At 67.6% G+C, this 12,884-nt stretch carries 11 protein-coding genes; 10 read left to right on the plus strand and 1 reads right to left on the minus strand.

Going from position 1 to position 12,884, the window contains the following annotated elements; genetic code table 11:
- Nucleotides 1-76: 76 nt before the first annotated feature.
- Entirely contained in the window at nt 77-1,243 is a 1,167-nt protein-coding gene (locus AB0333_RS07395) for an epoxide hydrolase family protein (RefSeq protein WP_366218059.1), read from the minus strand.
- A 136-nt stretch (nt 1,244-1,379) separates the two neighbouring features.
- Here AB0333_RS07395 and AB0333_RS07400 point away from each other — a divergent pair, with 136 nt between their 5' ends.
- The 10 genes from AB0333_RS07400 to AB0333_RS07445 all read left to right on the plus strand — a co-directional run bounded on the left by AB0333_RS07400 (nt 1,380) and on the right by AB0333_RS07445 (nt 12,771).
- A complete protein-coding gene (locus tag AB0333_RS07400) occupies nt 1,380-1,736 on the plus strand; it encodes a VOC family protein (protein ID WP_366218061.1) in 357 nt (118 codons plus the stop codon).
- 321 nt (nt 1,737-2,057) lie between these two features.
- The gene (locus AB0333_RS07405; protein WP_366218062.1) at nt 2,058-4,271 is read left to right on the plus strand and encodes a tannase/feruloyl esterase family alpha/beta hydrolase; all 2,214 of its coding nucleotides are present in this window, start codon (nt 2,058-2,060) and stop codon (nt 4,269-4,271) included.
- A gap of 244 nt (nt 4,272-4,515) precedes the next feature.
- Entirely contained in the window at nt 4,516-5,418 is a 903-nt protein-coding gene (locus AB0333_RS07410; RefSeq protein WP_366218064.1) for a MetQ/NlpA family ABC transporter substrate-binding protein, read from the plus strand.
- A 128-nt stretch (nt 5,419-5,546) separates the two neighbouring features.
- Nucleotides 5,547-6,578: a methionine ABC transporter ATP-binding protein gene (locus AB0333_RS07415; protein WP_115932694.1), complete on the plus strand. Its 1,032-nt coding sequence runs from the start codon at nt 5,547-5,549 to the stop codon at nt 6,576-6,578.
- 26 nt (nt 6,579-6,604) lie between these two features.
- Nucleotides 6,605-7,243, plus strand: a complete 639-nt coding sequence (locus AB0333_RS07420; protein WP_245952487.1) for a methionine ABC transporter permease — start codon at nt 6,605-6,607, stop codon at nt 7,241-7,243.
- 262 nt (nt 7,244-7,505) lie between these two features.
- Nucleotides 7,506-8,156 (plus strand): GntR family transcriptional regulator, encoded by a 651-nt coding sequence (locus AB0333_RS07425; protein WP_366218065.1) that lies wholly within the window; start codon nt 7,506-7,508, stop codon nt 8,154-8,156.
- Between the two features lie 48 nt (nt 8,157-8,204).
- Nucleotides 8,205-9,932 (plus strand): allophanate hydrolase, encoded by a 1,728-nt coding sequence (gene atzF / locus AB0333_RS07430; protein ID WP_366218066.1) that lies wholly within the window; start codon nt 8,205-8,207, stop codon nt 9,930-9,932.
- A 97-nt stretch (nt 9,933-10,029) separates the two neighbouring features.
- Entirely contained in the window at nt 10,030-10,995 is a 966-nt protein-coding gene (locus tag AB0333_RS07435) for an ABC transporter substrate-binding protein (RefSeq protein WP_366218067.1), read from the plus strand.
- A 26-nt stretch (nt 10,996-11,021) separates the two neighbouring features.
- Nucleotides 11,022-11,954, plus strand: a complete 933-nt coding sequence (locus tag AB0333_RS07440) for an ABC transporter permease (protein WP_366218068.1) — start codon at nt 11,022-11,024, stop codon at nt 11,952-11,954.
- 16 nt (nt 11,955-11,970) lie between these two features.
- Nucleotides 11,971-12,771, plus strand: a complete 801-nt coding sequence (locus AB0333_RS07445) for an ABC transporter ATP-binding protein (protein WP_366218069.1) — start codon at nt 11,971-11,973, stop codon at nt 12,769-12,771.
- Nucleotides 12,772-12,884: the final 113 nt, after the last annotated feature.

Here is a 12,884-nt window from a genome sequence, read left to right on the forward strand (position 1 = left end):
GGCGCACCCCGCGCTCCGGGCCCGGCCTCGGCGCTCGGAACATGTGCGCGGCGGCGCGGAGCAGGGCTCCCCATCCTCACCGGAGGTCGCGGAAGAACGCGGTGATCTCCTCCGCCAGGGCCTCGGGCTGCTCGAGCGCGGCGAAGTGCCCGCCGCGGTCCATCTGCGTCCAGCGGCGGAGGTCCGTGAAGTGCCGGGCGGCCAGGCTGCGCGGTGGAATCCGGATCTCGGCGGGGAAGGCCGCATAGCCGGTGGGCACGTCCACGGTGGCGCCGCCGGACAGTGGACCGATGCCCTGGACCTGCCCGTGGTACGGCCAGAACGAGGACGCGATGGCACCGGTGAACCAGTACAGGGCGATGTCCGCCAGCATCCGGTCACGGTCCACGGCTTCGAACACGTCACCGCCGTGGTCCGTCCAACCGTGGAACTTCTCCCCGATCCATGCCGCCAGCCCGGCCGGGCTGTCCATCAGGGCAGCCGCGAGGGTCTGCGGCTTGGTGCCCTGGATCTGGGTGTAGGCGCCCTCCTGCCGGCGCCACTGCGCCTGCTGTTCCAGGTAGCGCCGTTCCTCCTCCGTAGTCTCCTCGGCGGGGACGGCGCCGGGCAGTCCGATCAGGAAGTTCAGGTGGATGCCCGTCAGCTGCTCCGGGTGGCGGACGGCGAGGCTGGTGGCGAGGTGCGCACCCCAGTCCCCGCCCTGGGCGCCGAACGTGCGGTAGCCGAGGACGTCGGTCATCAGCTCGCCGAAGAGGTCGGCCATCTCCGGCACGGCGAGCCGGGGCTGTCCAGGCCGGAAGGACAAGCCGTAGCCGGGCAGGGACGGCGCCACCACGGTGAACGCATCGGCCGGGTCTCCTCCGAAGCGGGCCGGGTCGGTCAGCCGCGGGATGAGGTCCAGGAACTCGAACACCGAGCCGGGCCAGCCGTGACTGAGCAGCAGGGGCATCGGCGCCGGTCCCTGCCCCGGGACGTGGAGGAAGTGCAGCGGGATCCCCCGCACCTCGCTGCGGAACTGCGGGAAGGAGTTCAGCTCGGCCTCGTGGGCTCGCCAGTCGAAGCCGTCCCGCCAGTAGCCGACCAGCTCGGCCAGCCAGCCGACGTCGGTCCCGTGCTCCCACGGTTCACCCGGCGCCGGGTCCGGCAGCCGGGTGTGGGCCAGCCGCCGCTCAAGGTCCTCGAGGGCGGATGCGGGAATGTGCAGTTCGAAGGGCACAGGCTGGCGAGGGTCGTCCGTTGTCATGGCCTCAGTGTGGCGCACGGCACGTCGGGGCGCGACACCCTCTGGAGGGACGGGGCGCCTGACGTGACGGGGCGCCCTGGAGGGGCGGAGCACCGAATCGTCGACGCCGTCCCCCCGGCGTCCCTACGATGGGCCGATGGCACCCACCCACCACACCATCGACTACGTCGAGTTCGCCGCCCCGGACCTGGAGAGGGCCAGGGCCTTCTACGGCGAGGCCTTCGGCTGGGCCTTCAACGACTACGGCCCGGATTACGCGGGCATCCGTGCGGCCGAGGGCGACGGCGAGGTGGGCGGCCTGAACCCCCATGCGGCCGCCGGGTCCGGCATGCCCCTGGTCATCCTCTACTCGGACGACCTCGACGCGACCGTGGAGGCGGTGCGATCAGCCGGCGGGCAGATCACCCAGGAGCCCTACACGTTCCCCGGCGGCCGGCGGTTCCACTTCACCGACCCCGGCGGCAACGAGCTGGCGGTCTGGTCCACGTCCTGACGAGGCCGGGCACGGACCCTCAACGTCTGCCCGCAAAGTGCGCTGGAGACGGTGCAGTGGAGTGGAAGGGTGGCGAGTTCCCGTCAAGCCCTGCGCCGAGTCCAGCAGCGATGAACGTCGCCGCGCCAACGGAAGAGTTCCACCCGGCGGTGTGATCCTTGACACACCTGCGGTGCTGGATCAAGGATATGGCCACAGTCCGTCGGCGCTCCCCCCGCTCTGGTGACCCATCCTCGCTGCTCTCGATGGGTTCCACGGCGGGCGAATCGCGGGTCCTCCCGCACGGCACCGCCGGAAGCCATCACTCGGGGAGGAACCATCATGTCCAGATTCAAGGACGGTGCACGGCGACTGGCCTGCACCGTGGCGGCGGTATCCATGGTGGCGGTGGGCCTCTCGGCCCCGGCCCAGGCAGCCGGGTCGGCGGGCCCGGCAGACGTGGGATCAGGTGGAGCTGAGAACTGCTCCACCCTCGCCGGACTGCAGATCGACGCCGCACAGATCGGGGTGCCCACCTCGGGCGCCGTCGTCAACAGCGCCGAGCACGTCTCGGACGAGACGGACGGGTCCTACTGCCAGGTGATCGGCAAGACCCTGCCGGTCGATCCGGAAGCGCCCGGCGTGACCTTCCAGGTGAACCTCCCGGACGGTTGGAACGGGAAGTCCCTGCAGTTCGGTGGCGGTGCGTTCAACGGCACCCTCGTCACCGGGACCGGGCACCACAGCCTGCAGCCGCAGGACCTCGAGACCCCGCTGGCCCAGGGCTACACGACCCTTGGCTCGGACGGAGGCCACGAGTCGGGGGGCGGCTTCGACGCCGAGTTCGCCCTCAATGAGGAATCCCTGAAGGACTACGGCCTGTACTCCATCAAGAAGGCCCATGACGTCTCCGAGATCCTCATGGACACGTACTACGGCCAGGAGTCCGAGTTCGCCTACTTCATCGGTGGCTCCCAGGGCGGCCACGAGGCCCTGGACGCCGCGGCCCGGTACCCGGACGACTACGAGGGAGTGGTGGCCAACTACCCGGCCTACAACGTCATGATGCTGCACCTGTCCTCCCTGAATGCCGGGCGGACCATGTACGCCGAGGGCGGCGAGGCGTGGCTCAGCCCGGAGGACACGGAACTGCTGACGGACACCGTCTACGAGGTGTGTGACACGGTCGAACTCGATGGCGCCGCAGACGGCATCATCTCGAACGTGGCGGGCTGTAACGAGGTCCTGACCATCGATGCAGTCGAGCAGCTGCTCGGCTGCGAGGCCGGTGCCACGGACGAGGACGCCTGCCTGACACCGGAGCAGATCACGGCCATCAGCACGGTCCACTCCAGTTACGTCCCCGGCGTGGAGATCGCCGGCCAGACGGAGGCCCGTCGCTGGCCGATCCTGGAGGGCGCGCTCTGGCAGGCCTCGAACTTCGGGGCCGAGCCGCAGCCGTCCAATCCCCTGTCCGGCAGTGAGGGCCTGCTCTACAGCGTCGGTGCCACCAACGTGAAGTACCTGATCACCCAGGACCCGGACTACGACGCCATGGAGTTCGATCCCACGGAGTGGGAGGACCGGATCCAGGAGCTGGCGGCCATCACGGACGTCTCCGACGTGAGCCTGGAGCCCTTCTTCGACCGTGGCGGCAAACTGATCATGACCCACGGCACCGCGGATGACTTCATCAGTCCCCACAACTCGGACGCCTACTGGGAGCAGCAGACCGAGATCTTCGGCGATGAGCTGGCGGACAATGCCCGTTACTACAAGGTCCCGGGACTCGGCCACGGATTCGGGCCGTTCAACGCCACCTGGGACGGACTGGGTGTGCTCGCGGGTTGGGTGGAGGACGGCACGGCGCCGGGCACCCTGACCGCCGAGGATGCCAATGAGGGCACGGACCGGACCCGGCCGATGTGCCAATATCCGGCCTGGCCCGAGTATCAGGGAGCCGGATCCGAGGACTCGGCCGACTCCTTCGAGTGTGTGACCACGGAGACGGTGGCCGATTTCACCGACAATGAGCCCGGATCGGTGTACTACGCCCCGGTGCGGTGGCTGCAGGTGGCGGGGATCACCCACGGCTATGCCGACGGCACCTTCCGCAAGTTCCGGGACATCAGCCGTGGCGAGTCCGTGGCCTTCCTGCAGCGTCACCTCGCTCCGGATGCCGAACCGACCGGGATCACTTTCCCGGATGTGCCCGAGGGGTCGACCTTCTTCACCCCGGTCAGTTGGGCCGCCGCCGAGGAGATCACCCTCGGCTATGCCGACGGGAAGTTCAGGCCGGGCCAGTCCGTGACCCGCGGCGAGTTCGCCTCCTTCCTCTACCGCGCCGTGGACCCGGCACACCAGGGCCCGGAGGAGAGCGAGTTCACGGACGTGGACACCACCGACACCCACTACGAGGCCATCACCTGGATGGCATCGGAGGGCATTTCGCAGGGTTACCGTGACGGCTCCTACAAGCCGCACCAGCACATCACCCGGGCCGAGACCGCCACCCTGCTCTACCGGTACGAGTACCTGGTGGCCGCCCAGGGCTGACGCTCCGCTCCTGCCCAGCCACAGGGTTGCTCACTGTGGCTGGGCAGGATCGCAGTGGCCGGGGCAGTGGTGGGCAGGATCGTGCCGACCCTGGCGTCATGCAACTACACGTTTCGCCCGGAAAGCGCAGTCGGGGACTCCACAGGCCGGTGAACTATCCTGTATGTCGGCGTATGACGGCAAGAGCGCGCATAAAACTACGCTTTAACCGGTCACCACCCCCTTGACAACAGGAGCACCACCCATGACTCGCAACCACACCCGCGCACTCTCCCTCTCGGCTCTGGCCCTGACCGGCGCCCTGGCACTGACCGCTTGCGGCGGCGGCGAGTCAGACGCCGAGCTGGGCACCGAGGAGAATCCGGTCCAACTCGGAGTGGTGGGCGCCTCCGAACCGTACTGGACCACCTATGAGGAGGCCGTAGAGGCCGAGGGCATCGCGCTGGAGATCGTGGACTTCACCGAGTACACGCAGCCCAACCCGGCACTGTCCGAGGGCGAGCTGGACATCAACCAGTTCCAGCACATCCAGTACCTCGCGGACTACAACGTGGCCGCCGGGGATGACATCCAGCCCATCGGCGCCACCGCCATCTACCCCATGGGCCTGTACTCCGAGAAGTACGACTCGGTGGACCAGATCCAGGAGGGCGAGACGGTGATCGTCCCCAATGACACGGTGAACCAGGCCCGCGGCCTGCTGGTGCTGCAGTCGGCGGGGCTGATCACGCTCCGGGACGGCGGCAACGCCTCCTCCACCCCCGAGGACATCATCCAGGAGGAGTCCAAGGTCCAGGTCTCCGCCCTGGACGCCGCCGTGACCGTGACGTCCCTGCCGGACGTCGCCGCCGCCATCGTCAACAACGACTTCATGGGCGACGCCGGACTGACTCCCGAGGACGCCATCGCCCAGGACGATCCCGAGGACGCGGCGGCCCTGCCCTACGTCAACATCTTCGCCACGAAGGCCGAGGACAAGGACAACGAGGTGCTGAACCAGCTGGTGGAGATCTACCAGACCAACCAGGACGTGCTGGACGGCGCCCAGGAGTCGGCCGGAGGCTCAGCGGTGTTCCTGCAGACCCCGGCTGCGGAGCTGCAGGAGTCGCTCACGACCACTGAGGAAGCCCTCAGCAACGCAGGCTGATCCCCGGCACCCGGTCCGACGCCGGCCGCCACCTTCCGCTGAGGTGCCGGCCGGCGTCGGGCGTGGTGGGCACGGCAGTGCCCGGTCAACTGGTGCCCGAATCGAAGGAATTGCAGGACAATCACCCCATGCCCCACATCGCTCTGAAGGACGTCACCAAGGAGTATCCCGCGCCGCAGCGCGGTCATGCCCCGACCGTGGCGGTGGACCGTGTCAGCCTCGAGATCGAGAAGGGTGATGTCTTCGGCATCATCGGTTACTCGGGTGCGGGGAAGTCGACCCTCGTCCGCCTGATCAACGCCCTCGAGCCGGCCACCGCCGGCTCCATCGAGATCGACGGGACAGATATCACCCGGCTCTCCGCGGCCCGGCAGCGCCAGATGCGCACCGGCATCGGGATGATCTTCCAGCGCTTCAACCTGCTCAGTTCCCGCTCGGTGCGCCGCAACGTGGAGTACCCACTGGAGGTCGCCGGAATGGGCAAGTCCGAGCGAAAGAGGAAGGCGCTCGAGCTGCTCGACTTCGTGGGGCTCGCGGACAAGGCGAGTGCCTTCCCGGAACAGCTCTCCGGCGGCCAGCAGCAGCGCGTCGGCATCGCCCGGGCCCTGGCCGCGGATCCGCCCATCCTGCTCGCCGATGAGGCCACCTCCGCCCTGGACCCGGAGACCACGGACGAGGTCCTGGACCTGCTGGCCAAGGTCAACCGGGAGCTCGGCGTGACGATCGTGGTCATCACCCACGAGATGGACGTGATCGCCCGGATCGCCACCAAGGTCGCCGTGATGGACCGCGGCCAGGTGGTGGAGGCCGGCGAGACCTACTCCGTCTTCACCAACCCGCAGACCACCACGTCCAAGCGCTTCGTGCGCACCGTGGTGCGGAACCTGCCCTCGGGCGACGAACTCACCGAGCTGCGCGCGCAGCACGAGGGGCGGTTCTTCACCATCTCGTTCACGGACGAGGGGGCCACCGAGGCCCGCGTCTTCGGGGCACTGGCGCGCGCCGGCGTCGACTTCAACCTGGTGTACGGCGGCGTGGACTCCATCCAGGGCCGCGTCTACGGGCTGCTGACGATCGCCGTGCGCGGGGACGCCGCGGCAGTGGACGAGGCGATTTCCTCCATCGGATCCGGAGTCACCGTTGAGGAGGTGCACGCATGACCATCATCGATCAGATCACCGAGCTGATGCCGACGCTGCTGGAGCAGACCGGCATCATGCTGTGGATCGTCGCCCTCGCTCTCGTCTTCGGCGGGATCTGCGGCCTCATCCTGGGCCTGCTGCTGTATGTGACCCGCAAGGGCGGAATCATGCAGCAGACGGCTGTCTTCTGGATCATCAACATCCTGGTCAACACGTTCCGCCCCGTGCCGTTCATCATCTTCATCGCGGCCATCCAGCCGTTGGCGCGGCAGGTGGTGGGCACCGGCATCGGCTCCGACGCCGTGGTGTTCGGCATCTCGATCGCGGCCAGCTTCTTCATCGCCCGGCTCGTGGAGCAGAACCTGATGGCCGTGGACCCCGGTGTGATCGAAGCGGCCCGCGCCATGGGTGCCAGTCCCTGGCGCATCGTCCGCACCGTGATCCTGCCGGAGGCCCTGGGCCCGCTCGTGCTGGGCTACACCTTCGCCATCGTCGCCCTGATCGACATGTCCGCCGTGGCCGGCATCATCGGTGGCGAAGGCCTGGGCAACTACGCCGTCTCCTACGGTTACCGCCAGTTCGACCCCGTGGTCACGTGGACCGCCCTGTTCATCATCGTGATCGTGGTTCAGGTCATCCAGGCCCTGGGCAACATCCTGGCCCGCAAGATCCTGCGGCGGTAGGCCTTTCCACCACCGCGAACAACGACGCCGGCTCGGTCACCCCAGGTGACCGGGCCGGCGTCGTTCTGTCCCGTGCCCCTCGCGAGGTGCGGAGATACGCGGGACATGCCGCATCCACGAGAAACAAGAAAGACCCACAACGGTTACGCGGAATCAATGTCCAGCAACAGGTCCGAAACCTCCAATGGCCAGTATTCAACGCATGGATACAACGGTGGATACACGGCAGGGTTTCCCCGGCGCCGCGGCGTCAGGACGCAAGGTGACCGAACAGGAGCGGGTCTACCTCCAGTTGCGGGACGACCTGCTCGCCGGCGCGATCTCGCCGCTGGTCCGCATCACCGAGATGCGGGTGGCGGAACGCTACAGCGTCTCCCGCACGCCGGCCCGTGACGCCTTGGCCCGGCTTCGCGCAGATCGGCTGCTGGCCTTCCGAGACGGCGCCCTGTACCGGTACATGCCGACCCGCAAGGAACTGTCCGACCTCTACGAGCTACGCGTCACGCTGGAACGTCAGGGGATCGTCCGCTGTACGGGCGTCGAGGACACCGTCCATGACACCGCGCTGATCGAGACTGAACTCGCCTTGTGGCATGAGCGGAAATCCCAAGGCGTCACCCCGGACGCTGGATTCGTCACCGCCGACGAGCAATTTCACCTCACGCTGCTGTTGGCCTCCGGCAACACGGAAATGGTCGAGACCCTGAAGGGGGTCAACCAGCGGATCCGCTCGGTCAGGATGCACGACTACCTCACTCAGGACCGCATCAACAGCACCATCTACGAGCACCTCGAGATCGGCGAACTGGTCCTGACCGGCCGCCTCCTGGAGGCGCTGGAAGCCCTGGAGAGCCACATAGGCGAATCCCAGACGGTGTCCCTGGCGCGCGCCACGGACAGCTTCTCCCTATAACCCGGGCCAGATGCCCCAGACCTGGCCATTCGACAACGAAGGATACTGATGCCCACCCTCTCCCCCACCGCTGCGGTCGAGCGTTCCTACGCGCGCATCGCCGCGACCCACAGCAGTCACCTCTGGATCGCCTTGCAAGACGAATCCGCAGCTCTGAAGGAGGCCCTGGGTGTGGAGCGCGCACTCGAAGCTGGCCATGAGATGCCTCTGGCGGGATTGACCTTCGCCGTCAAGGACAACATCGACGTGGCCGCGTTCCGTACGACCGCGGCCCACCCGGGCTTCGACCGGCGAGCCGTGGTCAGCGCATCCGTGGTGAGCCGCTTGCGAGCCGCCGGCGCGGTGTTCATCGGTAAGACCAATCTGGACCAGTTCGCCACCGGCCTGGTGGGCACCCGCAGCCCCTTCGGCCAACCCTCCAGCGCCCTCGCACCGGAGCGGGTGTCAGGTGGCTCCAGCTCCGGTTCAGCCGTGGCCGTGGCAGAGGGACTCGTGGACTTCTCACTCGGCACTGACACCGCCGGCTCCGGACGGGTTCCCGCCGCCTTCAACGGCATCATCGGGTTGAAGCCGACGTACGGGCTGGTCGCCGCCGACGGCGTGGTCCCCGCGTGCCCGTCCTACGACTGCGTGTCCGTCTTCGCCCCGACCGTCGCGTTGTCCGCAGCCGTCCTCCGGATCGCGTCCGCTCCCTCGGAGCGCTACCCGCACAGTCGGGTGCTGCCGGACACCGCGCCCCTGTCCGCTCCTCAGGATCCCGTGGTGGCGATTCCACAGGACCAGGATCTGACCAGCCTGCCCGAGGCCTTCCGGACTGCCTTCGCCGGTGCGGTCGCGCAGTTGGTGAGCCGTGGCGTCACCGTCCAGAAGATCGATTTCTCCCCCTTCGCGGAGGCCGGGCGGCTCCTCTATGAGGGCGGCCTGGTCGCAGAACGAGCCGCCAGCTTCGGACGGTTCCTGGCCGAGCATCCGGAGGGGACGGACCCCCACGTGGGGCGCATCGCCGCCCACGCGGAAGAGATCCCCGGAGTCACCGTCATCCAGGACCAGCAGGTGCTGGCTGAACTCACCCGACGGGGGCGGGAGCTCTTGCAGGGCGTTGACGCACTGGTGGTCCCCACCGCTCCGGAGCACCCCCTGATGAAGGATGTCCTCGCCGACGGAGCCGGTCTCATCAACACCGGGTTGGGGACCTTCACCAACTTCGTCAATCTCATGGACATGGCCGCCATCGCTGTTCCCGTCACCCACACCACCGAGGACGGCGCCTTCGGGATCACGTTCGTCACCAGGGCATTCCACGACCAGGTGGGGATCGACCTCGCCGCGGACTTCCTCCGCGAGCCGCCGGCACTGTCCACGACGGCCGGAATCGACCTGGCCGTCTTCGGGGCGCACTTGCACGGCCAGCCCCTGAACCGTCAGCTGACAGACCTGGGCGGTCGCTTCATCGACGACATCACCACGGCGACCGATCATCGGCTCTACCTGGCCGGAGGGTCCCCTCCGCGTCCCATCGTGGCCCCGTCCGCCTCGGGCATTTCCGTTCCCGGCGAGCTGTGGCGCCTCCCCCTGACCTCTCTGGGGCGGTTGTTGACTGGCCTGCCGGCACCGATGGGGCTGGGGCAGGTCTCCCTCTCGGACGGACGCACCGTCTGCGGATTCATCGGCCAGGTCCAGGGTGTGGAGCAGGACATCACATCGTTCGGCAGCTGGCGCGCCTATGTGGACGCGGCCAGCGAGGCCACTCCCGCCCCCATCCCAGTCCACCTCTAATCCCACGTACCCGTTCTCCGGGCGTCCGCGTCCGAGCCTCCGGCTACCACCGCTGTTCGTTCCCTCCACACGACCCCCTTCAAGGAGCTGCACCACCATGCCGAACACCCGTATCACCCGCACCCTGTCCCTCGCCGCCGTCAGCGGTCTGGTAGCCGCCTCGGTGGTGGCCTGCGCGCCCGCGGAGGGCGCCGGGGACACCATCACCGTGGGCACCCTCCGAGCCCAACCACACCTGTACACGCCGTACTTCTACGATCAGTTCGCGCCAGAGGGGAAGAGCTTCGAGATCGTCCTGTTCGATTCCTCCTCGGACGTCAAGAACGCCGTGGTCTCCGGGTCCGTTGATCTGGGCGTCACCGGCGCACCGTCTGTTCTCGCCGGATTGGCTGATGGTCAGGACGTCAAGATCATCGCCTCCTCGGCTGACGGCGGATCCCGCATCGTCGGGGCGCCGGACATCACGGATCCGCAGGATCTGGCCGGCAAGACCATCGGTTACCCCATGGGTGCCTCGCAGGAGATCCTGCTCAAGCTCACGCTCGAGAACCTGGGGATTGACCCGGACAACGACGTCACCCTGGTGAACCTTCCGTTCTCCGAAATGGCGAATGCCTACACCTCGGGTCAGATCGATGCCATGTCCTCAGCCGAGATCGGCCCATCGGTGGCCATAGACGCCGGAGCTGTTGACATCGTGTCTCCCTATGACACTCCGGTGGGAGAGGTCAACATCGTCCTGGCCGCCACCGGCGAGTTCGTAGCCGAGGAGCCGGAACTCGCCCAGGAGGTCGTGGACACCCACATCCAGGCCTCCGAGTACATGGCGGAGAACCCCGAGGAATGGTCAGCGGGCCTCGTGGAGGACTTCGGCATGGATGCGGCCGTGGCCGATCTCGCGATTCAGAACGTCACGCCCCGGTGGGAACTCGATGACGACTATCAGGCGCAGGTCGCAGCCCTGGCCGAACAGATGCTGGCCTTCGGGCAGATCAGCGAGGGCGTCGATACCTCGGCCGCCCTCGACCCCACCTTCGTTGTTGCCTCCACCGTCAACGACTAAAACGAGCACCGATCAAAGGAGGACCCATGACCACTCCAGTCCCGACGACCTCCGCGCGTACCGCCGGTGATGTCGCCTCAGCCCCTGCCACCGCACCGCCCTCTGGGGGCGCCTCCACGAGAGGAGCAGCCTCCAGGCAGCCATCCACGGCCAGCCGATCCGGCAAGGGCCGCGCCTGGCTACTGGCCATCCCCGTCCCCATCGCCATCCTGATCCTGTGGACCCTGGGGGTCCAGGGTGAGTGGATCCTGCCCTTCGGCATCAAGATGGCTTTCCTGCCCACGCCCATGGACGTCGGCGCACGGCTGTGGGACTTCGCCTTCGGCGGGATCATGAATGACGCCTTCAGCGGCACCCTGTGGGCCCACCTGTGGGCCTCGACCCTGCGCGTCCTGCAGGGCTTCGGCCTGGCCACAGCCCTCGCCGTTCCCCTCGGTGTGGTGATGGGCCGGTCCAAGACCGTCTTCCGGATGCTGGAACCGACCATCAACCTCATCCGACCCATCCCGGTCACCGCGTGGGCTCCTCTCACCTTGCTGATCATCGGGTTCGGGGATCGATCCACCGTGTTCCTGGTCTTCCTCGCGGCGTTCTTCCCGTTGTTGTTGAACACCATCACCGGAGTCCAGCAGGTGCCGGAACGCCTGCTGGAGGCGTCCTCCATGCTGGGCACCCCCGCCAGCCAGGCCCTCTACAAGGTGGTCCTACCGGCCGCCATCCCCAGCATCGTCAGCGGCATGAGGGTGGCGCTGGGCCTGGCGTGGGTCATCCTCGTGGTCGGAGAGACCGTCGGTATCACTACCGGACTGGGCGCTGCCATCACCCAGGCACAAGAGCAGTCCCGCACGGACCTGATCATCGCCGGGATGATCGTCATCGGCCTGGCCGGCTTCGCAGCTGATCGCCTGCTGACCCTGGCTGTCCGCCTCGTGGTCGGCCGCCGCCCCCTCGCCACGTAGAACCAGGAGAAATCACATGAGCATGACACCTCTGGACACCGCCGCCGACGGCACGGTGGTCCTCACCCATCTCGGCAAGCACTTCCCCGGCGCTCCCCTGCCGGCGGTGACAGACGTCAGTCTGAACATCGGCAGCGGCGAGTTCGTGTGCATCGTCGGAGCCAGCGGCTGCGGGAAGTCGACGGTCCTGCGCATGGTGGCCGGCTTCGAGCAGGCCACTGACGGCGCCGCACAGGTCTCCGGACGGGACGTCAGCGGCCCTGGCCCAGACCGTGGCGTGGTCTTCCAGGACTACGGCCTGTTCCCCTGGCTCACGGTGACGGAGAACATCGCCTACGGTCCGCGGCAGGCCCGGTTGGCCAAGGCCGACGTCCAGGACCGCACCTCCAGGGCCCTGGAGTCCGTTGGATTGACCCGGGTCGCCCGGTCTTTTCCCCACCAGCTCTCGGGCGGCATGCAGCAGCGAGTGGCCATCGCCCGGGTCCTCGCCAATCGACCGGCCGTGATGCTGATGGACGAACCGTTCGGCGCACTCGATGCCCTGACGAGAAGCGGGATGCAACAGGAGCTGCGACGAACCCACCACGAGGCCGGCGTGACGATCCTGTTCGTCACCCACAGCATCGAGGAGGCCGTCTTCCTGGCGGATCGGGTCGTCGTCATGGCGGGGGGATCGTCCCATGGCAATTCCGGCCATGTCCGTGAGGTCGTCCCCATCACCCTGGGTCAGGACCGTGATCCCGCCTCCGGCGAGTTCAACGAGATCAAGCGGTACATCAACGGGCTGGTCCACGCGGGGAATGCGGTCCCCGTCTAGGCCCCAACAACCCCGAGAGGATGACACTCGTCAACACCTTCTTTGCCCGTCAGGACGCATATGCCCGGATCACCGCCGGATTCCACGCTCAATTGGCTCATATTTTTTACAGG

The organism is Citricoccus sp. NPDC079358 (assembly GCF_040702545.1).
Taxonomy (GTDB): domain Bacteria; phylum Actinomycetota; class Actinomycetes; order Actinomycetales; family Micrococcaceae; genus Citricoccus.